Source organism: Microbacterium sp. 16-032 (genome assembly GCF_041079455.1).
GTDB classification, from domain to species: domain Bacteria; phylum Actinomycetota; class Actinomycetes; order Actinomycetales; family Microbacteriaceae; genus Microbacterium; species Microbacterium testaceum_A.
Genome location: NZ_JBFYGQ010000003.1, coordinates 58480 through 79893, shown reverse-complemented (window position 1 = coordinate 79893; position 21414 = coordinate 58480). Strand labels below are relative to the sequence as shown.

19 protein-coding genes and 1 tRNA gene are annotated in these 21414 nt (G+C 70.7%); 18 read left to right on the top strand and 2 right to left on the bottom strand.

Translation table 11 applies throughout. The annotated features are described in order from the left end of the window. The first annotated feature begins 78 nt into the window (after positions 1-78). The 3 genes from leuA to AB6V31_RS06575 are packed head-to-tail and all read left to right on the top strand — an operon-like array spanning position 79 to position 3466. A complete protein-coding gene (gene leuA, locus AB6V31_RS06585) occupies positions 79-1839 on the top strand; it encodes a 2-isopropylmalate synthase (RefSeq protein ID WP_369364717.1) in 1761 nt (586 codons plus the stop codon). A 23-nt stretch (positions 1840-1862) separates the two neighbouring features. Then, entirely contained in the window at positions 1863-2651 is a 789-nt protein-coding gene (locus AB6V31_RS06580; RefSeq protein ID WP_268104043.1) for a methyltransferase domain-containing protein, read from the top strand. Between the two features lie 32 nt (positions 2652-2683). Then, a complete protein-coding gene (locus tag AB6V31_RS06575) occupies positions 2684-3466 on the top strand; it encodes an MOSC domain-containing protein (RefSeq protein WP_369364716.1) in 783 nt (260 codons plus the stop codon). 253 nt (positions 3467-3719) lie between these two features. Here AB6V31_RS06575 and AB6V31_RS06570 read toward each other — a convergent pair whose 3' ends face one another. Next, entirely contained in the window at positions 3720-4418 is a 699-nt protein-coding gene (locus AB6V31_RS06570) for a trimeric intracellular cation channel family protein (RefSeq protein WP_369364715.1), read from the bottom strand. A gap of 244 nt (positions 4419-4662) precedes the next feature. On the opposite strand from AB6V31_RS06570, the gene AB6V31_RS06565 reads away from it, so the two are divergent. The 9 genes from AB6V31_RS06565 (at position 4663) to AB6V31_RS06525 (ending at position 12938) form a co-directional block, all read left to right on the top strand. Further along, a complete protein-coding gene (locus tag AB6V31_RS06565; RefSeq protein ID WP_268104040.1) occupies positions 4663-5238 on the top strand; it encodes a hypothetical protein in 576 nt (191 codons plus the stop codon). Between the two features lie 62 nt (positions 5239-5300). Further along, a complete protein-coding gene (recO, locus tag AB6V31_RS06560; RefSeq protein ID WP_056231295.1) occupies positions 5301-6029 on the top strand; it encodes a DNA repair protein RecO in 729 nt (242 codons plus the stop codon). Further along, on the top strand, positions 6026-6829 hold the full coding sequence (locus tag AB6V31_RS06555) for an isoprenyl transferase (protein WP_074695006.1): 804 nt from the start codon (positions 6026-6028) through the stop codon (positions 6827-6829). The genes recO and AB6V31_RS06555 overlap by 4 nt, the downstream gene beginning before the upstream one ends. Positions 6830-6878: 49 nt before the next feature. After that, positions 6879-7562 carry a DsbA family protein gene (locus tag AB6V31_RS06550; RefSeq protein ID WP_369364714.1) on the top strand — a complete coding sequence of 228 codons (684 nt, stop codon included), beginning with the start codon at positions 6879-6881 and terminating at the stop codon, positions 7560-7562. A gap of 79 nt (positions 7563-7641) precedes the next feature. Continuing rightward, complete coding sequence (gene dusB, locus AB6V31_RS06545; protein WP_369364713.1) at positions 7642-8808, top strand: tRNA dihydrouridine synthase DusB; 1167 nt, start codon at positions 7642-7644, stop codon at positions 8806-8808. Continuing rightward, complete coding sequence (locus AB6V31_RS06540) at positions 8798-10132, top strand: deoxyguanosinetriphosphate triphosphohydrolase (protein ID WP_074695005.1); 1335 nt, start codon at positions 8798-8800, stop codon at positions 10130-10132. Before dusB ends, AB6V31_RS06540 begins: the two co-directional genes overlap by 11 nt. After that, positions 10132-11970 carry a DNA primase gene (gene dnaG / locus AB6V31_RS06535; protein ID WP_369364711.1) on the top strand — a complete coding sequence of 613 codons (1839 nt, stop codon included), beginning with the start codon at positions 10132-10134 and terminating at the stop codon, positions 11968-11970. Before AB6V31_RS06540 ends, dnaG begins: the two co-directional genes overlap by 1 nt. A gap of 56 nt (positions 11971-12026) precedes the next feature. Continuing rightward, positions 12027-12800: an ATP-binding cassette domain-containing protein gene (locus AB6V31_RS06530; protein WP_369364710.1), complete on the top strand. Its 774-nt coding sequence runs from the start codon at positions 12027-12029 to the stop codon at positions 12798-12800. A 62-nt stretch (positions 12801-12862) separates the two neighbouring features. Then, positions 12863-12938, top strand: a tRNA-Asn gene (locus AB6V31_RS06525). 166 nt (positions 12939-13104) lie between these two features. Here the strand turns inward: AB6V31_RS06525 and AB6V31_RS06520 are convergent. Beyond that, a complete protein-coding gene (locus tag AB6V31_RS06520) occupies positions 13105-14733 on the bottom strand; it encodes a protein kinase (protein WP_369364708.1) in 1629 nt (542 codons plus the stop codon). Positions 14734-14996: 263 nt separating this feature from the next. Between AB6V31_RS06520 and AB6V31_RS06515 the strand changes: the two genes are divergently transcribed. From AB6V31_RS06515 to AB6V31_RS06490, 6 genes are all read left to right on the top strand, one after another. Beyond that, complete coding sequence (locus AB6V31_RS06515; protein ID WP_369364706.1) at positions 14997-17333, top strand: acyltransferase family protein; 2337 nt, start codon at positions 14997-14999, stop codon at positions 17331-17333. A 43-nt stretch (positions 17334-17376) separates the two neighbouring features. Beyond that, entirely contained in the window at positions 17377-18309 is a 933-nt protein-coding gene (glsA, locus tag AB6V31_RS06510) for a glutaminase A (RefSeq protein WP_369364705.1), read from the top strand. 55 nt (positions 18310-18364) lie between these two features. Continuing rightward, positions 18365-18982 (top strand): SRPBCC family protein, encoded by a 618-nt coding sequence (locus tag AB6V31_RS06505; protein WP_369364703.1) that lies wholly within the window; start codon positions 18365-18367, stop codon positions 18980-18982. Next, positions 18979-19647 (top strand): DUF4166 domain-containing protein, encoded by a 669-nt coding sequence (locus tag AB6V31_RS06500; protein ID WP_369364701.1) that lies wholly within the window; start codon positions 18979-18981, stop codon positions 19645-19647. Before AB6V31_RS06505 ends, AB6V31_RS06500 begins: the two co-directional genes overlap by 4 nt. A 71-nt stretch (positions 19648-19718) precedes the next feature. Next, positions 19719-20093, top strand: coding sequence for a tRNA-dihydrouridine synthase (locus AB6V31_RS06495; RefSeq protein WP_074694999.1), 375 nt, complete (start codon positions 19719-19721; stop codon positions 20091-20093). Beyond that, a complete protein-coding gene (locus AB6V31_RS06490) occupies positions 20093-21397 on the top strand; it encodes a glutathionylspermidine synthase family protein (protein ID WP_369364699.1) in 1305 nt (434 codons plus the stop codon). Before AB6V31_RS06495 ends, AB6V31_RS06490 begins: the two co-directional genes overlap by 1 nt. Positions 21398-21414 lie beyond the last annotated feature (17 nt).

Here is a 21414-nt window from a genome sequence, read left to right as displayed (position 1 = left end):
AGTCCTCGATCTAAGGGCCTTCCTCGTCGCGGAGATCGTCGTCGGCCCCACCGAACGAATCTAAAGAAGCGACACATCATGAAGAACACCCAGAAGCCCACGTCCGCTCCGGTGCACAAGTACCGTCCCTTCCACGAGCAGATCCGGGTCGACCTGCCCGATCGCACGTGGCCGTCCACGCGCATCGAGGCCGCACCCCGCTGGTGCGCCGTCGACCTGCGCGACGGCAACCAGGCGTTGATCGACCCGATGAGCCCCGAGCGCAAGCGCGTCATGTTCGACCTCCTCGTGAAGATGGGCTACAAGGAGATCGAGGTCGGCTTCCCGAGCGCGAGCCAGACCGACTTCGACTTCGTCCGTCAGCTCATCGACGAGAACCTGATCCCCGACGACGTCACCATCCAGGTGCTGACCCAGGCGCGCGAGCACCTGATCGCCCGCACCTACGAGGCGATCGCCGGCGCCAAGCAGGCCATCGTGCACCTGTACAACTCCACGAGCGTGCTGCAGCGCGAGGTCGTGTTCCGCACCGACGAGCAGGGCATCGTCGACATCGCGCTCGAGGGCGCGCGCCTGTGCAAGAAGTACGAGGCGACGATTCCCCAGACCGAGGTCTACTACGAGTACTCGCCCGAGAGCTACACGGGCACCGAGCTCGAGTTCGCCCTGCGCATCTGCAACGAGGTGCTCGAGGTCTTCGAGCCGACCGCCGAGCGCAAGGTCATCCTGAACCTGCCCGCCACGGTCGAGATGGCCACGCCCAACGTCTACGCCGACTCGATCGAGTGGATGTCGCGCCACCTGAACCACCGCGAGAACGTCATCCTGTCGCTGCACCCCCACAACGACCGCGGCACCGCCGTGGCCGCCGCGGAGCTGGGCTACATGGCCGGCGCCGACCGCATCGAGGGCTGCTTGTTCGGCAACGGTGAGCGCACCGGCAACGTCGACCTGGTCGCCCTCGGCGTCAACCTGCTGACGCAGGGCATCGATCCGCAGATCGACTTCAGCGACATCGACCAGGTCAAGCGCACGGTCGAGTACTGCAACCAGCTGCCCGTTCCCGAGCGCAGCCCCTGGGCCGGCGACCTCGTCTTCACCGCGTTCAGCGGGTCGCACCAGGACGCCATCAAGAAGGGCTTCGAGGCGATGGAGGCCCGCGCGACCGCCGAGGGCAAGACCGTCGACGAGATCGAGTGGGCCGTTCCCTACCTGCCGATCGACCCGAAGGATCTGGGCCGGTCGTACGAGGCGGTCATCCGCGTCAACTCGCAGTCGGGCAAGGGCGGCGTCGCGTACCTGCTGAAGGCCGACCACGCGATCGACCTGCCCCGCAAGCTCCAGATCGAGTTCTCGGGCGTCGTGCAGGCGCGGACGGATGCCGAGGGCGGCGAGGTCTCGAGTGCGCAGATCTGGGACATCTTCAACGACGAGTACCTGCCGTCGACCGTCGACGACCAGCGCTGGGGCCGCTTCGAGCTGCTGTCCACGCGCTCGTCGAGCGACATGTCGGGCGACGTACACCTCGACGTCTCGCTGCGCGACGGCGACACCACGCACCCGGCCTCGGCCGTAGGCAACGGTCCCGTCGCAGCCTTCCTCGAGATCGTGCGCGCACAGGGGTTCGATGTGACGCTGTACGACTACGTCGAGCACGCTCTCAGCTCGGGCGGCGACGCGCAGGCCGCGGCCTACGTCGAGCTGCAGGTCGACGACCAGCGCCTGTGGGGCGTGGGCATCGACGGCGACATCTCGACCGCGTCGCTCAAGGCGATCGTGTCGGGCGTGAACCGCGCGATTCGCACCCGTCAGGACTCCGGCGCCCTGGCCGGCGTCTGACCCGCGCGAAAGAGACGAAGACCGTGGCCTACGCCCACGGACACCACGAGAGCGTGCTGCGTTCCCACGCCGTGCGCACCGTCGCCGATTCGGCGGCCTATCTGGTGTCTTCGCTGTCGGCCGGCACCCGCATCCTCGATGTGGGCGCCGGCCCCGGCTCCATCACCGTCGACCTCGCCGACCGGGTCTTCCCGGGAGAGGTCGTCGGGGTGGATGCCGCCTCGGGCGTCGTCGAGGTCGCCCGCGCCGCCGCGGGGGAGCGCACGAATGTGACCTTCCGCACCGGCGACGCCTACGCCCTCGACGTGCCCGACGCCTCGTTCGACATCGTCCACGCCCACCAGGTGCTGCAGCACCTCGAGCGTCCCGTCGACGCCCTGCGGGAGTTCCGCCGCGTCGCCGGGCCCGACGGCCTGGTCGCGGCGCGCGACGTCGATTACGGCGGCGTGATCTGGCATCCGCTCATCCCCGCCCTCGACGACTGGCTCGAGATCTACCACGGCGTGCACCGCGGATCGTCGGGCGAGCCCGACGCGGGTCGGCGGCTCAAGGCGTGGGCCCGCGAGGCGGGGTTCACCCGCATCGAGGCCAGCGCGAGCGTGTGGGTGTTCGACACACCCGACAAGCGCGCCTGGTGGGGCGGCATGTGGGCCGACCGCGTTCTCGCCTCCGCGTTCGCCGGACACGCGAAGCGCCTCGGCCTGGCCGACGACGCGCAGCTGCAGCGCATCTCGGACGCGTGGCGCGAGTGGGCCGAGCACCCCGACGGGTGGATCCTGCTGCCGCACGGCGAGGTTCTCGCCCGCTGGTGATCGCGAGTGGGCGTCGATGCGAGGATGAGACCGTGATCCGCGTCGACGCCCTCTACCGCTACCCCGTGAAGGGCTTCACGCCCGAGGAACGCGACAGCCTCGTCATCCAGGACGACGGCCGTGTTCAGGGGGACCGCTCGCTCGTGTTCCGCTTCGCCGATGCCCTCGAGCCGGCGGATGCCACGTTCCCCAAGAGTCGCGGACTCGCGCTCATGACCTTCCCGACGTTGGCGCGCGTCGAGCTCACCCTCGACGATGAGGCGCTGACGCTGCGGCTCCGGGTCGACGACATCGACGTCACCGCCGATCTCAGCGACGAGGGCCGCGCCCGACTCAGCGAAGCGGTCACCGCCTATCTGCGCACGACGAGCGATGCGAAGCTGCTCGAGGCCGACGGCATCCTGCCCCTGGGTCTTCTCGGTGACGGTCGCACCGCACGCTTTCAGGATCGCCCGCGCGGATTCATCTCGCTGCATGGCGCCGCCTCGGTCGAAGAGGTGGATGCCGCGGTGCCCGCGCCCGTCGACGATCGCCGCTTCCGCTCGAACATCGTCGTCGGCGGCACCGCGCCGTGGGCCGAACTCGAGTGGCAGGGCCGCGTGCGGATCGGCGAGGTCGAGTTCGAGGTGCAGAAGCCGATCGAGCGCTGCGCCGCGATCACCGCGAACCCCGACACGGGGGTGCGCGACGCCCGGCTGCTGCGCGTGCTGACCACGGAGTTCGGTCAGTCCGAGCCGACGCTGGGCATCCTGCTGCTGCCGGTCGCCGACGGCGGCACGATCCGCGTCGGCGACGAGGTCACGCCCCTCGCCTGACGGAGCATCCCCGCGTGAGGGGGCGAAAACTGTCGCTTCCGCGCGCCCTAGGCGACACAAGGTGACCCCTCACGCGCGCCGGCCCCGCCACATCGCGTCAGGGGTCGAAAACTGTCGCTTCGGCCTGTTCCAGGCGACACGAAGTGACCCCTCACGCGCGCAGGCCCCGCCACATCGCGTCAGGGGTCGAAAACTGTCGCTTCCGCCCGGGCCAGGCGACACAAGATGACCCCTCACGCGCGCGGCGCCTGGCTCACTCCGACTCGTCGACCCGGATGATCGGGATGCCGGTGGTCTCGACCGCGACCTTGCGGCGATAGATCTTGCGCTGCTCGGGCAGCGAGAGGTCGAAGATCACGGCGAGGACGCGGATGATCGTCGTCACGATCACGCCGATCACCGCCGCGATCGGAAGCGGCACCCCGAACGCCACGGTGGTCGCCAACACCACGCACCCGCCACCGGCGGCGACAGCGTACAGCGAGCCGACGTGCATGATCGCGACCGGCAGCCCCATCAGCACGTCGCGCAGCACGCTGCCCCCGGCCGCGGCGAGCACGCCGACGAACACCGCGGGAACCGCCGGCATGCCGAGGGCGAGCGCCTTCGACGTGCCGAAGGCGCCGAACAGGCCGATCACCACGGCGTCGAGCATGACGATCGCGCGGTTCAGCCGCTGGAAGATCCCCGACAGCAGCATGCCGACGATCGAGGCGAGCGTCGCGGTGATGAGGTACCAGTTGCTCTGCAGCGTCGCGGGGGTGAGCCCCAGCAGCAGATCGCGGATGAGACCACCGCCCATGCCGAGCAGGATGCCGATGATCGCCACCCCGAGCAGATCGAGGCGTCGCTGCCCCTGGAAGCCGGACGCGAACAGCGCGCCCTGCACACCACCCAGGGCGACGGCGGTGAGATCCGCCCACAGGGGGATGACGAAGACCGAGGCGTTCACGGCATCCATTCTCCGGGACACGCGCGATCGGCGTGCGGAGGCGCGTGCGCAACGTCGGAGATGCGCGCGTCACCGTGGTGCCCGCGATGTGTAGCACCCGGCAGGGCCGCCGTCCAGGGTGAGCACGAGCAGCTCGGATGCGCTTTCATCGAGGGCAGGGGGGCCGATGTGGTGCGCCCGGAACGTCGATGCGACCACGAGTCGCCGGAGGGGACTGCAGATGCACTGGGGGGCGAATTCGAGCGTGGCGGTGGCCGTGCTCATCGCGGGGGCGGTCACCACGATCGTGACGGCGATCATCCGACGTTCACCGTCGGCGGCGACGGCTCGAGCGACGCGCGAGGGCGTGCTGTTCGTCGTGTCGACGCGGAAGTGGCAACGCGTCCTGATCCGCACGTTCGGCATCGCGGTCATCGTGCTCGGCAGCATCCTGCTCCTGGCCGCGGCGGGGGTGAAGGACCCCGAGACGAGCATGGTCATCGCCGGGGCGGCGATGTTCGTCGGCGGCATCCTCTTCGTGTTCCTGGCGCGGGGGATGAAGCGCATGCGACTGGAGGTCACCCCCGACCTGGTGTGGTCGTTCGGTCTGGTGCGCGGACCGAACGCGGTGCCGCTGGCCGAGATCACCCGGTTGGAGCCCAATCCGGGCGACCGGTTCGGCGGCATCCTCGCGAAGACGGAGGGCACGACGCGATTCGGTGCGACCCGACTCATGCTGGGCTACCCCCAGCTGATCGACTTCTTGCAGCACGCCCGCCCCGACCTGCCGATTCCCGACGGGTCGTGGCCCCTTCAGCAGGGAGCGGCGACCGCCCGCTGAGGCTGGCGGCGCGCCAGGGCGACGCGCAGCCGCTTCCCGGGGGAGCGGGCGGATAATGGACTGTGCCCACCTACCGCGACGAGGTCGTGGTCCTGCGTACCCACAAGCTCGGGGAGGCGGACCGCATCCTCACCCTGCTCAGCCGCCGCAACGGCAAGATCCGCGCGGTCGCGAAGGGCGTGCGCCGCACCTCGTCGAAGTTCGGTTCGCGCCTCGAGCCGTTCATGGTCGCCGACGTGCAGCTGTTCAAGGGGCGCAACCTCGACATCGTGCAGCAGGCCGAGTCGCTCGGGTCGTACGGGGCCGAGATCGTCGCGGACTACGACGTGTACACCACGGCCAGCGCCATGGTCGAGACCGCCGATCGCCTGAATGAGGCCGAGGCGACACCCCAGCAGTACCTGCTGCTGGTCGGTGGACTGCGATCCCTCGCCCGCGGTGAGCATTCCGAGCGCAGCGTGCTCGACTCGTACCTGCTGCGCGCGATGGCGCTGTCGGGGTGGGCGCCCGGTCTGACCGAGTGCGCGCGCTGCGGCACCATCGGCGACCACGATTACTTCCTCCCGCAGCTCGGCGGCGTCGTCTGCTCGACGTGCGCCCCCGCGGGCTCGCCGCGCGTCGCGCGCGACACGGTCGACATGCTCCGCGCCCTGATGGCCGGGGAGTGGGAGACGATCGACGCCGCCCCCGGTCGCACGATCGCGGCGGCCTCGGGCCTCGTGGCCGCGTACGCGCAGTTCCACCTGGAGCGCGGCATCCGCTCCCTCTCGCACCTGGAGTCGCATCGATGACACCCAAGCCGTTCACGCACCGCGACGCCGTGCCGTACCGCCCCCTCGACTGGACGGGCGAGTACCCGCCGGCCTTCCCGAAGGGCGCGGTTCCCGAGCACGTCGCGATCGTGATGGACGGCAACGGCCGGTGGGCCAACCGGCAAGGCCTGACCCGCGTGGAGGGCCACCGCGCGGGTGAGGCGGCCCTGCTCGACGTCGTGGCGGGTGCCATTCAGGCGGGCGTGAAGCACCTGTCGGTCTACGCCTTCTCCACAGAGAACTGGTCGCGCTCACCCGACGAGGTGCGCTTCCTCATGGGATTCAACCGCGAGGTGCTGCACCGCCGCCGCGATCAGCTCAACGAGTGGGGTGTGCGCATCCGCTGGTCGGGTCGCAAGCCGCGCCTGTGGGGCTCGGTCATCAAAGAGCTGCAGCACGCCGAACGTCTCACCGAGGGCAACTCCACCCTGACCCTGACGATGTGCGTCAACTACGGCGGTCGGGTCGAGATCGTGGATGCCGTGCGCCGCATCGGCGACGACATCGCGTCCGGCAAGCTCAAGCCGTCGGCCGTGACCGAGAAGCTCATCCGCAAGAATCTGTACCAGCCCGACATGCCCGACGTCGACCTGTTCGTGCGCTCGAGCGGCGAGCAGCGCACCTCGAACTTCCTGCTCTGGGAGTCGGCATACGCCGAGATGGTGTTCCTCGACACCCTGTGGCCCGACTTCCGTCGCACGCACCTGTGGGAGGCCATCGGGCACTACCAGTCGCGCGATCGCCGGTTTGGAGGGGCTGTGGACAAGCCGACGACGTGATCGATGCCGTTGACGGAATAGATCGGCGATTCGAAAGGTTGCACGCGATATGACGGATGCCATCAAGATCGACGTGTGGAGTGACATCGCCTGCCCCTGGTGCTACATCGGCAAGCGAAACCTCGAGAACGGCCTGGCCGCCACGGCCGCTGACGACGACGCCCCGGTCGTCGAGATCGAGTACCACTCGTTCGAGCTCTCGCCCGACACCCCCGAGGACTTCGACGGGGGAGAGGTCGACTACCTCTCGCAGCACAAGGGCATCTCGCCCGAGTCCGCTCGCGAGATGCTCGACCGCGTGACCGGCGTCGCCGCCGATGCCGGCCTCGCATACCGCTTCGACATCCTCAAGCACACGAACACCGTGAAGGCGCACGAACTGCTGCACTTCGCGAAGGAGAACGGCAAGCAGCTCGAGCTCGCCGAGGTGCTCATGTCAGCGTACTTCCTCGAGGGAAAGCACGTCGGTCGCGACGACGACCTCGTCGCCCTCGCGGTCGAGGTCGGTCTCGACGAGGCGGAGGCCCGCGAGGCCCTCGCCTCGCAGCGCTTCCGCGCGGCCGTCCGCGCCGACCAGGAGCAGGCCCGCCAGTTCGGCATCACCGGCGTGCCCTTCTTCGTCATCGACGGCAAGTACGGCGTCAGTGGCGCGCAGCCGGTCGAGGCCTTCAGCCAGATCGCCCGCCAGGTGTGGGGCGAGCGTCGCGAGGCCGCGGAGACCGCCGACGCGTGAGGCTCCTCCACAGCGGTGCCCGTTTCCGATTCGCCGGGAGCGGGCACCGCTGTCGTTATCCGTCTGGGAGAATGGTGAAGTGAATACGGCAATGGCTCCGACGCGGTCCCTCCGCATCGGCAACATCGAACTCGACGCTCCCGTCGTGCTCGCCCCGATGGCCGGCATCACGAACACGGCGTTCCGCCGCCTGTGTCGCGAGTACGGTGCCGGGCTCTACGTGAGCGAGATGATCACGACCCGCGCGCTGGTCGAGCGCAACGAGACGACGATGCGACTTATCCAGCATCACGAGTCCGAGACCCCGCGCTCGATCCAGCTCTACGGCGTCGACCCGGCCACCGTCGAGGCCGCGGTGCAGATGATCGTCGCCGAAGACCACGCCGACCACATCGACCTCAACTTCGGCTGCCCCGTGCCCAAGGTCACGCGACGCGGCGGGGGAGCGGCCCTGCCGTGGAAGACCTCGCTGTTCCGCGAGATCGTCGAGCGCGCGGTCAAGGCCGCGGGCGGCAAGCCGCTGACCATCAAGATGCGCAAGGGCATCGACGCCGACCACCTCACCTACCTCGAGGCCGGGCGCATCGCCGAGGGCGCGGGCGTCGCCTCGATCGCGCTGCACGCCCGCACGGCATCCGAGTTCTACTCGGGTCAGGCCGACTGGGCGGCGATCACCACGCTCAAAAAGACGGTCACGAGCGTTCCGGTGCTCGGCAACGGCGACATCTGGTCGGCCGATGACGCCGTGCGCATGATGGACGAGACCGGCTGCGACGGCGTCGTCGTCGGCCGCGGCTGCCTCGGCCGCCCGTGGCTGTTCGGCGACCTGGCGCGCGCGCTGGGGGGACCGGGTGCCGCCCACGGCAAGCCCGTCGACGCCACGCTCGGTTTCGTCGCGAAAGCCTTCCGTCGTCACGCCGAACTGCTCGTGGAGTTCTTCGAAGACGAGGGGCGCGGATGCCGTGACATCCGCAAGCACGTCGCCTGGTACTTCAAGGGCTACCCCGTCGGAGGCGAGCTGCGCGCGAGCCTCGCGACCGCGTCGACCCTCGACGAGATCGACGAGCTGCTGGCCACGATGGAACTCGACGCCCCGTACCCGGGTGCAGCGGCCGAGGGGCAGCGCGGTCGTGCGGGCACGCCGAAGCGCCCGGCCCTTCCCGACGGCTGGCTCGACTCCCGCGAGATCGGCCACGATGCCGGTCGCGCGCTCGCCGACGCGGAGTTGCACCACAGTGGCGGTTGAGGCGTCGCCGGCGGTCGCTCGACCGCTCGGCTACGACGACGTCGACGCGGCGCGCTTCCACGTCGAGAACCACCGCTCCCAGCGCGACGACTTCGCGCGCGATCGCGCCCGCGTGCTGCACTCCGCGGCGCTGCGCCGCCTCGCCGCGAAGACTCAGGTGCTCAGTCCCGCGAGCCCCGCCGACTTCGCCCGCAACCGCCTCACGCACTCGCTCGAGGTCGCGCAGGTGGGACGTGAGCTCGCGACGGCCCTGCAGCTGTCGCCCGACGTCGTCGACACCGCGTGCTTGAGCCACGACCTCGGACACCCGCCCTTCGGCCACAACGGCGAGCGTGCGCTCAACGAGTGGGCCGAAGACATCGGCGGATTCGAGGGCAATGCGCAGACCCTGCGCATCCTCACGCGCCTCGAACCGAAGTCGTTCGGCGCCGACGGCGAGCCGTACGGCCTCAACCTCACCCGCGCGAGCCTCGACGCCACGTGCAAGTACCCGTGGACGGTCGACGAGCCGGTGCCCGACCCGGGCGGCCGCTTGAAGTTCGGCGTCTACCCCGACGACGAGCCGGTGTTCCACTGGATGCGCGGCGGAGCGCCCGCGCGCCAGCGCTGCATCGAGGCCGAGGTCATGGACCTCTCCGACGACATCGCCTACTCGGTGCACGACTTCGAAGACGCGATGGTCAACCGTTACGTCGACCCGGCCCGCCTCGCCTCGCGCGTCGGTCGCGAGGGGCTGCTCGACGCGATCCAGCGCTGGGTGGGCTACGACTTCGTGCGCGACGACCTCGCCGCGGGCCTCGAGCGCCTCATGGCCATGCCCGAATGGATCACCACGTTCGACGGCACGCGCCCCGCGCTCGCGCGGCTGAAGAACCTCACGTCCGACTTGATCGGCCGCTTCGCACGCGCCGCCACCGCCGCCACGCGCGAGGCGTACCCCGCCGACGAGCTGACCCGCTACCGCGCCCACGTCATCGTGCCCGCCGAGGTCGAGGTCGAGATGGCGGTGCTCAAGGGCATCATCGGCGCCACCGTCGTGTCGATCGACGGCCGCAAGGTGCTGTACCGCGAGCAGCGCCACGTGCTCAAGCGCTTGGCATCCGCCCTCTGGGAGAACCCCGGCGCCCTCGACGCCCTGCACGCCCCCGACTTCGCCGCGGCCACCGACGACGCCGCGCGCCGCCGCGTCGTGGTCGACCAGGTCGCGAGCCTGACCGATCAGCTCGCGATCGCGTGGCACGGCCGGCTCGTGGGAGAAGTGGATGCCGCCGAGCTCGGCGTCTGGGCTCCCGGCGCCCGCGCCGCCCGGGGAGCGGATGCCTGATGCCCCGCATCCGCCAGTCCGACGTCGACGAGGTCAAGGCGCGGGTCAACATCGCCGATGTCGTCGGTGAGCGCGTCGCGCTGAAGTCGGCGGGCGTTGGGTCGATGAAGGGCCTGTGCCCCTTCCACGACGAGCGGAGCCCGAGCTTCCACGTGCGGCCGCAGGTCGGGTACTACCACTGCTTCGGCTGCGGCGAATCGGGCGACGTGTACTCGTTCCTCCGCGCGATGGACCACGTCTCGTTCACCGAGGCCGTCGAACGCATGGCCGCGCGCGTCGGATTCACGCTGCACTACGAAGACGGCGGGCCCGCGCCCGAAACGACCGGCCGCTCGCGCCTGTACGCCGCGAACGCAGCGGCGGCGGAGTACTTCCGCGCACAGCTCATGACGCCCGAGGCCGACACCGGCCGCCGCTTCCTCGGCGATCGCGGGTTCGACGCGGGCGCGGCCGCCCACTTCGGCGTCGGCTACGCCCCGAAGGGCTGGTCGCACCTCATGGACCACCTGCTCGCGCAGAAGTTCACCCGCGACGAACTGCTGCAGGCGGGGCTGGTCTCCCAGGGGCAGCGCGGCGTCTACGACCGCTTCCGCGGGCGGCTCGTCTGGCCCATCCGCGACGTCACCGGGCAGGTCATCGGCTTCGGCGCGCGCAAGCTCTATGACGACGACCAAGGCCCCAAGTACCTCAACACCCCCGAGACGCCGATCTACAAGAAGGCACAGGTGCTGTACGGCCTCGATCTCGCCAAGCGCGACATCTCGCGGTCGCACCGGGTCGTCGTGGTCGAGGGCTACACCGACGTCATGGCGTGCCATCTCGCGGGTATCACCACCGCGATCGCGTCGTGCGGTACCGCCTTCGGCAGCGACCACATCACGGTGCTGCGGCGGGTGATGGGCGATGACAGCTCGTCGGGCGAGGTCGTCTTCACCTTCGATCCGGATGCAGCGGGGCAGAAGGCGGCGCTGCGCGCCTTCGCCGACGAGAAGCGCTTCGCCGCGCAGACGTACGTCGCCGTCGCCCCCGAGGGCCTCGATCCGTGCGACCTGCGCCTGCAGCGCGGCGACGGAGCCGTGCGCGCGTTGATGGAGAACAAGGCGCCCATGTTCGAGTTCGTCATCGATCAGCGCCTCAAGGACTTCGACCTCTCCAGCGTCGAGGGTCGGGCCGGCGCCCTGCGCGCGGCGGCGCCCATCGTGGCCGACATCCGCGACCCCGCGCTCCGCCCGGGATACGTCCGCGTGCTCGCGCGCCGCCTCGGTCTCGACATGCCCGAGGTGCAGTCGGCCGTCGAGCGCGCGGCCCGCGGCGCCGACCGCGCCGAGAAGTGCGAGACGCGCAAAGACAACGAGCCCGCACCGATCGCGATCTCGGTGACGATGGCATCGCTCCCGAACAACCGCGATGTCGCCCTCGAACGCGGCGCGATGATGGCCTTCCTCCAGTACGGCCACCGCATCGAGCCGGACGTGTTCCTGCGGGCGCTGCAGACGCCGTTCAGCCATCCCGCGCTCGAGGCCGTTCGCAGTGCCCTGGCATCCACCGATCTGTCCCAACCCGGCTGGGCCGTCGCCGCGGTCGAGGCCGTCCGCGAGCCCTTCCGGTCGCTCGCGGCGGAGTTGCTGACCGCCGAGTTCCCGGCGCGCACCGAAGAGGGAGCTGTCGCCTCGGCGAACGACCTCGCGCGGGGCCTGCTCGTGCGCGAGCTCGAGCGCGAGAAGAACGAATTGCTCCGCGGCATCCAGCGGGTTCCCGCCGATTCCGACGAGGGTAAGAGACTGCGCTTCCGCCTGCGCGAGCTCGACGCCGATCGTCAACGACTCGTCGCGACCTGAGGGCTCGCTGCCGCGCGCCGCTGGCATCGCTCGTGCTCGTCGGGGAGGATGAGGGAATGCCCCGGACCCTCGACACCGACGTCGCCCTTCGAGCCGACGACCTGTCTCTGGCGCGCAGCGGCGTGCGCGTCATCGACGGGATCACCTTCACCCTGCCCGCCGCGCGCACGATGATCGTGCAGGGAGCGACGGGATCGGGCAAGACCTCGCTCGTCTCGCTCCTCGCGGGCCACCCCGACGACGGGCTGACGGTGGTCGGGGGAGACGCGCGCGTGCACGGCATCTCGGCCCGCAGACCCGGCCGCGCCCGCCGCGAGTGGGTCTTCCACACCGGCTACCTGCCGCAGGGGGCCGGAGCCGCGCTTCCCTCGCGCTTGACCGTGCAGGACGTGATCGCCGAGCCCATCACGAGCCGCGACCGCAAAATCAACTCGCGGGCTCTCGCGGTGCGCGTGGCCACGCTGCTGGACGAGATGGAGCTGCCGCTCGGCACCGCGCCGAAGTACCCCTACGAGCTCAGCGCCGGCATGCGTCAGCGCGTCGCTCTCGCTCGCGCCCTCGTGCTCGAGCCGCGTCTGTTCGTCGCCGACGACCTGTACGCCAACCTCGACCTCGAGGTGCGCGCCGCGGCTCGCGCGTCCATCACGCGGCGTCGCGACGAGCGCGGCATGGCATCGCTCATCGTGACGAACGACGCAGAAGCGCCGAAAGACCTGGATGCCGATGTCCTCGTGCTGCACGCCGGTCACGCCGTCGGACTCGGTCATGGCGACCAGGCCGTGCAGTGGACACCCGACGGCACGCCCGAGAGGCGGATTTCGGCCGGTTGATTTTTCCGCCGCCCCCGCGTGCTGTTAGTATCGTGGGGTTGCCCGCCGCAAGGTGAGCATGATCCTCGGTAGCTCAATTGGCAGAGCAATCGGCTGTTAACCGATAGGTTCTTGGTTCGAGTCCAAGCCGGGGAGCCAACGCAAGGCCCGACGCATCAGCGTCGGGCCTTCGTCGTTGCACGGGGCCTTTCGAAACGGCAATGAGCTCTGGAGTGCCCAGAGGTCACCGCCGAGCGCGGCTCGACACGCGAATCGCATGACGGCGCGAGCGGAAGGTGCGCCTTCGAGCGGACCGGGGAATCCGCTAGTTCGCCGGGACGTCTGCGATCTGCCCTGCGCCCGGCCCCTTGCCGTTGTTCGCGCCGTTCCCCTTGCCGTTGCCGTTGCCGTTCCCGTTGCCCGGCGAGCCCGCGCCCGGCGCCGTGCCGGTGCTCGCTCCGGGGGAGGGGGATGTGCTCGGCGTCGGGACCGCGCTGTCGCCGCCCGGTGCAGGGGTGTCGGGCGCCGGCTCGACGACGGCGGAGCCACCGGAGCCGGGCGAGCCCTGACCGGGCTGTGAGTCCCCGCCACCCGGCGCCTCGACGACGGGCTGGGCGGGGGAGGGCTGCGTGGGCTGCGAGGTGCCGGGGTCTTTCACCGGCGGCGGGGTCTCGGCATCCGTGTTGGACACCGGCTCGACGGACGAGGGGACGTTCTCGGCCACGACGGGGCCCGGCGTCGACGAGGGAGCCGGGGTCGAGACGCGGTCCGTGGTCATGTCGGATCCGGCGCCGAGAGAGAAGGCCATGACGTGCCCGCCGATGACGAGGGCAGCGCCGGCGGCGGCTCCGGCCCACAGCACGCGGCGTCGCCGCGAACGCGGGGCGCGCGCCGATGTCGAGGGGACGCTCCCGGCTCCCACCGACGCGGCGGCCGACACCGGTGCCGTCGTCTCAGCGCGGGAGCGCGGGGGAGTCGTCGACACCGCACCCGCGCCCACCGGCGCCACCGGCTCAGCGCGCGCGGCGGGCGGGGTGACGGGGGCAGTCATCAACGCGGTCGGCATCGTCCATGACGCCGCCGGCGCAGCCGTCGGGGTCTCACCCGTCTCGAGGGCCAGGGCCTCGGCGCGCTCGACCACGTTCGCCGCGGTGGGCCGTTCGTCGGGATCGAAAGCGGTCATGGAGGTCAGCAGGGTCTGCCACTCGGAGCCGTACGACCCCGGAATCTCGGGCTGACGAGCGAGGCGAGCCAACAGTGTCTCTTGCAGCGTCCCTCCGCCGAAGGGGTGCAGGCGCGTGAGCGCCTCGATGGCGAGGAGCCCGAGCGCGTAGACGTCCGACGCGGCACGGGGCGCCTCCCCGCGTACCTGCTCCGGGGCCAGATAGGCGGCCGTCCCGATGACTGTTCCGGGCGTGGTCAGGCGTGTCGCCCCGATCAGACGCGCGACGCCGAAGTCCGCGAGCACGGCCTCGTGCGAACGCACCCCGCCTCGCATGGGCCGCAGCAGCACGTTGGACGGCTTGACGTCCCTGTGCACGATGCCCGCGTCGTGCACCATCGTGAGCGCCCCCGCGAGGTCGGCCACGATCCCCGCGACCTCGGCGGATGCGAGAGGGCCCTGCTCGATGCGCCGCTGCAGCGACGGGCCGTCGACGAGCTCCATCACGAGGTACACGTGGTCGTCCCCGGTGAGGCGAGCGTCGTACAGCGTGACGAGCGAGGGGTGCGCGAGGGCCGCGAGGGCGCGCGCCTCCGACATCCTGCGGAAGGGTTCGGGTTCGTCGGCGGCGTCGGCGTAGAAGATCTTGATGGCCACGTCGCGCGCGAGCACCTCGTCACGCGCGCGGAAGACGCGCCCCATCCCGCCGGCGCCGATCCGCTCGCGCAGGATGTAACGGCCGCCGAGGATGTCGCCCGCGTGGGGCATCGCGTGGTCGGACGAGTGGCTCATCGATTCCTTCGAGCAGGACCGCCTGACGGCGAGAGGGAGGGATGCCGGGACGCATCCGTCGCGTCGGACACTATGCCCGCGCGGCCCCTGGTAACCGGGGGTGGCGGGGGCCTGCTCCGACGCGCATAATGGTGGCTCGGTTCGGGGGCAGGCTCTGCGTTCCCCGTCCCGAGCGAATGCGCGAGGGGTCTGTGCCTCCGCCCCGTGGGAGCGGTTCCACTAGGCTCTTTCCGGCCGCCGACGCCGGCCCGAGAGGATCCGACGTGCCCGCCCCCGCCTCTCGTGTGCGTCGCGACCTGCAGGGGCTCCGCGCCATCGCCGTCGTCGCTGTCGTCGCCACGCACCTGACGGGGTGGCCCCGTGGTGGTTTCGTGGGCGTCGACGTGTTCTTCGTCCTCTCGGGGTTCCTCGTCACGGGAATCCTCCTCTCCGACCTGGACCGCGAGGGCACGGTTCGACTCGGAGCCTTCTTCGCGCGACGGGTGAAGCGGCTGCTCCCCGCCGCGCTGGTCGTCCTCACGGCCGTTGTCGGCGCCGCCTTCCTGGTCTTCTCGCCCGTGCGGGCCGAAAGCACCCTGACCGATGCCCTGTCTGCGGCGGGTCTCGTCTCCAACTGGCACTTCGGCCTCGAGGGCCGCGACTACTTCGCCGCAACGGATGTCTCGCCCCTCCAGCATTTCTGGTCGCTGTCGGTCGAAGAGCAGTTCTCTGTGGTCTGGCCCTTGCTCGTCCTCCTCGCCGTCGCCGCTCTTCCGGCCGCTGCGCGCCGCGCACGAAGGGGACGCGTGGCGGTGGGACTCCTCGCCGGGGCGGTGGTCGTGGCATCCGGGATCGTCGCCGTCGTCCAGACGCCGGTCGATCCGAGCCTGGCGTACTTCTCCACGCTCACCCGGGCGGGTGAACTCGCCACGGGTGCCGTCATCGCGTCCGCCGCTCCCGTGCTCGCGCGCATCCCGGCGGCGGCCCGCGGCCTGCTCGCCTGGGTCGGGGTGGCCGTGATCCTCGCCGCGTTCTTCGTGATCGACCCCGCGGGCCCCTTCCCGGCGCCCGCCGCCGCGCTCCCGGTGATCGGTGCGGCGCTCGTGATCGGCGGGGGGATCGGCGGCGACCCCCACCACCGGCACCTCTTCGTGCTCACGAACCCCCTCGCCGTCACCCTCGGCGACCTCTCGTACTCGCTCTACCTCTGGCATCTGCCGGTGATCGTCTTCGCGGGCGTCCTGCTCGCGCCCAGGCCCGCCGCGACGGCCATCACGATCCTGGCCCTGCTCGTCCTGACGGTCGCGACCTACCTCGGCGTCGAGCAGCCGTTCCACCGTTCGCCGTGGGCCGCCCCGCGCGCCGCGGAGCCGACGTCTCCGGCCCCGGCGGCCCCCGAAGCGCTTCCGGCGTCGCGCCGTCCGAACGCGCTCGCCTCGCGACCCGCCGGGTACGTTCCCGGTCAGCGGTACTACCCCGGATCCCGCGCCGCTGCGGCCCCGGTCGAACCCGCCCCCGCAACGGTCGTCGCCCCTGCACCGCTCCCGGCGCCGGAAGAAGAGCGGATGCCGGCACCCGCGGCATCCCTCCCCACCGAGGCCGCACCCGCGTGGGCCGCCTGGCGCGCGCGCTTCGCCCCGCGCGTGGCGATGGCCGGCGCCACCCTCGCAATCGGCTCCGGCGCCACCGCCCTCGCCGTGATGTTGGCGTACGGAGCCCCGACACTCCCGGGACTGCCGGTGGCAGCCCCCGCCACGGTCGACGTCGCCGCCCAGGCGGGTGACGCCCTCAGCGCGCTGCAGGCGGAACTCGCGGCCGCGGCCACCGCCACCTCGTGGCCCGACCTGCACCCCTCGCTCGACGAGGTGCAGCGCGCTTCATCATCGGCGAACCGCGCGCACGACTGCTTCACCCCGGGGGTCGCTCTCGACGCCGGCCGGTGCACGTGGGGCTCCGCCGACGCCCCGCGACACCTGTACCTCGTGGGCGACTCGAGCGCGATGGCGTACGCGCCCGCGTTCGCGAAGCTCGCCGACGACAGCGGGGGAGCGTGGCGCGTCACGACGGTCGGAATGTACGGATGCCGTTTCACCGATGTGCTCGTCGAGAGCCGCGATCCGTCGGTCATGGCCGGCTGCGCCCAGCGCAAAGCCGACGTCGCGGCGATGATCGCCGCCTCGCCCGCCGACCTGCTCGTGGTGTCCAACGCGTTCACGCTGGGGCGTTCGGTCGATGGACGCGACCTGAGTGCCGGTGATCTGGCATCCGCCATCGCCTCCGAGGTCACGGGATGGGCGCCCGCGGGCCACACCGTCTACCTCGCGCCTCCGCCCCACGGCGTCGACCTCGGCCGCTGCGTCTCTCCGCTCACCGGCCCGTCGGCGTGCCTTGCCGGCGTGGACGATGTGTGGACGCAGATGGAGGCCGCGACCGAGGCCCATGCCGCGACCACGGGTGACGCGGCGATCAGCTCGCTTGCCTTCAGCTGCTGGCACGGCATCTGCCCCGCGTTCGCGGGCGACACCCCCGTGCGGTACGACGACACCCACCTGACCCCGGCGTTCGCGGAACGATTGACGCCGATTCTGCGGGGCGAGCTCGCGGCGCGCGGACTGTACTGACGGGAGCGGCCCCGGTCCCGCGCGGAACTGCGAGGCTGGGGGAGTGATCTCGCCTCCCGACGCCCCGACCGCCGACCTCGACGCATTGCGGTCACGCCTACTTCCGGAGCGCGGGGGACAGGTCGACGACAGCATCCCGCAGCTGGCCGACGCCGACCCCGACTTCTGCGCCCTCGCCCTCGTCCTGCCCGACGGCTCGGTGCGATCGAGTCGACAGGCGGACGTTTCGTTCAGCGTGCAGTCCGCGGTCAAGCCGTTCCTGTTCGCGCTGGCGCTGCTCGACACCGACGGCGCGGCGCTGGATCGCGTGGGCATCGAACCCACCGGCGAGTCGTTCGACGCCCTCAAACTCGAGAGCGGCACCGGCCGGCCGCCGAACCCCATGGTCAACGCCGGGGCGCTGCTCACGGCCTCGCTGGTCGAGGGTGCCGATGCCGAGGCGCGCATGGTCCGCATCGCGCGCGGGCTCGCCGCCTTCGCCGGACGCGAGCTCGACGTCGATGAGGACGTGGCGCACAACGAACATCTCCTCGGCGATCGCAACCACGCCCTCGCCCACCTCATGCGCGCGGAGGGCACCCTCGAACCGACGGCCGACGACGCTGTCGCGGTGTACGCCCGCGCCTGCGCGACCCTGGTGGATGCCGAGACCCTCGCCGTGATGGGCGCCACTCTCGCGCTCGGCGGAGTCAATCCCCGAACGGGGGAGCGCGCCGTGCCTGAGCGCGTCGCGCGCGACGTCATCTCGGTCATGGCGACCTGCGGCGTCTACGACGGATCAGGACGGTGGATGCGAGCGGTCGGCATCCCGGCCAAGTCGAGCGTCTCGGGTGCGATCGTGCTCTCGATTCCCGGGCGTCTCGGCGGCGCCGTCGTGAGCCCGCCGCTCGACGAGCAGGGCACGAGTGTGCGGGGGCGTCTCGCGAGCGAAGCCCTCAGCGACGACCTCGCGCTGCACTCCTTCGGGGCGGGCTGACGACACCCGCCGAGGGATGTGTCGAGCGCGACCCCCACACGCCTAGGCTGACGCTATGGGGGCACGGGGGATCTATGTCGCGACGACCATCCGCGCGACGCTTGACCAGGTGTGGGCGGCGACGCAGGACCCCTCGCAGCACGTGCGGTGGGACGTGCGCTTCTCGCGCATCACACCCACCACGAGCGACGCGGACGGCGCCGCGCGCTTCGTTTACGAGAGACGCACACCCGTCCACACCGTCCGCGGCGACGGCATCAGCATCGGCGAGAGCTCACGCCCCGACGGCAGCCGTACCTCCGCTCTGCGGTTCACCACGGCCGACCGCCTGTCGCCCTTGCGCGACGGTCGCGGCTACTGGCGGTACGAGCCGATGGACGGCGGCATCCGGTTCTCCACGGGCTATGACTACGCGGCGGGGTGGGGCCCGCTCGACGTGATCATCCGGCCCCTCGTGGGCTGGGCCACCGCGTGGAGCTTCGACCGCCTGCGCCTGTGGCTCGAAACGGGTGTCGAACCGGAGCACTGGTCGCTCGTGCATGCCGTCGCCTTCTGGCGGAGAGATCGCCCCCGCGCGTCGCGCTGCGAGAGGATCCCCCCGCACCGACGGCGTGCGCTCGACGACGCACCCGCCACGCTCGCCGCACTGCCCGCGCCGGGAGGCCGACGATGACCTCGATCTTCGCGCGGGCAATGGGCTCTGACTTCCACCGCCTTCACCCGATGATGCAGCGGCGCTTCGGCGTCGGACTCGACGACGGTGAGGCGTGCGTCGGCCGCGGTGTCATGAGCGAGATCCGGCGCGGACCCTGGTGGACGGTCCCGTTCCTGCAGTTCGGAAAACTGCGGAACATCCTCGTCCCGGCGGTCGGCGACAACGTGCCCTTCACCATCTGGAACAGCCCGTACCTCGACCCCTTCGGTCGTGAGACCGTGACCTTCGTCCGGGAGTACGAGGTGGGCGGACGCTCCGCGCGGTTCGACGCGACGATGATCCTGCACGAGGGCCGGGTCATCGACTACCTCGGCACGCATCAGCATCTCGCCGTCGACCTCGACCTGAAAGTAGACGACGACGGCGGACTGCTCCTGCGCTCGGGGGAGCAGCGCTTCTACGAGGGGCCGGTCGGCTTCCGGTTCCCGATGCTCTTCAGCGGCCGCGCCACCCTGCGCGAAAGTTTCGACGACACCGACGGCCGGTTCCGCGTCGACATGCGGGTCGACAACGACCGCTTCGGTTTCCTCTTCGGCTACCGCGGCAGCTTCACGTGCGAATGGATGCCGGCCTCCGGCGCCCCGCCCCACGTTTTCCCGCGGCGCCACGAATCCCGCGTCTGAGATCGCCCGCACGCGGGTGTGAGAACATCGGCGCAGTGTCGCCGGATCGACATCTCCGAAGGAGTCCCCTCATGCAGCCAGTCGTGCGTCGTCGCGCGTCGCGCACCGTCACCGTCGGCGTCGTCGCCGCCCTCGCCGCCACCCTCACCGGGTGCGGGCAGGGGACGAACGTCTCGGACGACTACGCCCAGATCTGCCGGGACAATTCTACCGAGAAGCGACTTCCCGACGACGATTGCAACAACCACGGCGGCAGTGCGCACTGGTACTACCTGCCGCTCGGCTCCAGCAGCCGGACGGTTCCCGCGGTGGGGCAGCCGGCCACCGGTGGTTCCGACAGCCTTCCTTCGGGCAAGACCGCTGCCCGCGGCATCTCAAGCGACGGAGACAGCGTCTCGCGCGGCGGCTTCGGCGGCTCGGGCTCCGACGGAAGCCACGGCAGCTGATGCGGCGCATCGAGCTCGCCCCGCGTCCCGACTGGGAGCGCACCATCAAGCAGTCCGGCCTGATCTATTCGCACTCCGTCCACGACGACGGGACGGCGGTGGAGTACTGGAACGACGGCGCCGCCTACGTGTTCACCCTCCCCGAGGTCGAAAAGCTCGAGAAGCAGACCGAGGAACTGCACCGCATGAGCCTTGAGGCGGCCCGGTACATGGCATCCGGCGCACTCGGTCATCTCGGGCTCAACCCGAAGGCGTTCGAACTCGCGCAGTGGTCGCTCGAGCAGGACGAACCCGACGTCTACGCCCGCTTCGACCTCGCCTATGCCGGCGACGGCTCACCCGCCAAGATGCTCGAGTACAACGGCGACACCCCCACCGGTCTCATCGAGGCGTCGGTCACGCAGTGGTTCTGGTTGCAGGACCGGATCAAGAGCGGGGCGCTGCCTGCCGACACCGACCAATGGAACGGGCTGCACGAGGCCCTGGTGGAGCGCTGGCGAACCCTGCTGCACCGCTCTTTGAACGAGGGGGAGGGCGGCCGACTGTTCGTCGCCCACTCGGATGCCGACACCTACGGCGAAGACTGGGACACCGTCGCCTACATGCGGGACGTCGCCGGCGAAGCCGGGTGGGAACACACCGGCATCGAGATGAAAGAGATCGGCTGGCACCATGGTGCGCGGCAGTTCGTCGGCGTCCCGGAGCCCTGGGGCTCGTCGCGGAGCATCGCGGCGCTGCCCGGCGACACCCCGGGCACGCAGTATCCCGTGATCCGCAATCTCTTCAAGCTGTACCCGTGGGAAGACCTCGTCTCGGGGGAGGACCGCGTCGTCGGCGACCAGGAGTTCGGGGCCCTGCTCATCGCCGGTCGCGGACTCTTCGGCCGGTGGTACGAGCCGGCGTGGAAGATGTTCCTCTCGAACAAGCTCCTGCTCGTCGCCCTCTGGCGATTGTTCCCCGGCCACCCGAACCTGCTGCCGGCCTATGCCGACGGCCCCAACGGCATGACCGACTTCGTCGTCAAACCCGTTTTCGGTCGAGAGGGCGACGGCATCCAGGTGCATCGCCGTGACGGCAGCGTGACCTCGAACGGGCAGGAGTACCGCCGTGAGGGCGCGGGTCGCGAGCGCGTCTGGCAGCAGTACCACGAGCTGCCCGACTTCCCGGGGGCGCAGGGGAGCAATCATCCCGTGCTCGGGTCGTGGGTGATCAACCAGGAAGCGTTCGGCGTCGGCATCCGCGAATCCGACGGACCGATCACCGACTACTTCTGCCGGTTCGCTCCGAACATCATCGAGAGCTGACGGCGCCGCCCCGCGGC

What these genes read in the sequence shown, in the direction of transcription:
- dnaG (WP_369364711.1), top strand. Translation starts at nt 10,132, where the DNA reads ATGCCCCGCATCCGCCAGTCCGACGTCGACGAGGTCAAGGCGCGGGTC.
- AB6V31_RS06530 (WP_369364710.1), top strand. Translation starts at nt 12,027, where the DNA reads ATGCCCCGGACCCTCGACACCGACGTCGCCCTTCGAGCCGACGACCTG.
- AB6V31_RS06505 (WP_369364703.1), top strand. Translation starts at nt 18,365, where the DNA reads ATGGGGGCACGGGGGATCTATGTCGCGACGACCATCCGCGCGACGCTT.
- AB6V31_RS06555 (WP_074695006.1), top strand. Translation starts at nt 6,026, where the DNA reads ATGACACCCAAGCCGTTCACGCACCGCGACGCCGTGCCGTACCGCCCC.
- AB6V31_RS06490 (WP_369364699.1), top strand. Translation starts at nt 20,093, where the DNA reads ATGCGGCGCATCGAGCTCGCCCCGCGTCCCGACTGGGAGCGCACCATC.
- AB6V31_RS06520 (WP_369364708.1), bottom strand. Translation starts at nt 14,733, where the DNA reads ATGAGCCACTCGTCCGACCACGCGATGCCCCACGCGGGCGACATCCTC.
- AB6V31_RS06495 (WP_074694999.1), top strand. Translation starts at nt 19,719, where the DNA reads ATGCAGCCAGTCGTGCGTCGTCGCGCGTCGCGCACCGTCACCGTCGGC.
- AB6V31_RS06550 (WP_369364714.1), top strand. Translation starts at nt 6,879, where the DNA reads ATGACGGATGCCATCAAGATCGACGTGTGGAGTGACATCGCCTGCCCC.
- AB6V31_RS06500 (WP_369364701.1), top strand. Translation starts at nt 18,979, where the DNA reads ATGACCTCGATCTTCGCGCGGGCAATGGGCTCTGACTTCCACCGCCTT.
- leuA (WP_369364717.1), top strand. Translation starts at nt 79, where the DNA reads ATGAAGAACACCCAGAAGCCCACGTCCGCTCCGGTGCACAAGTACCGT.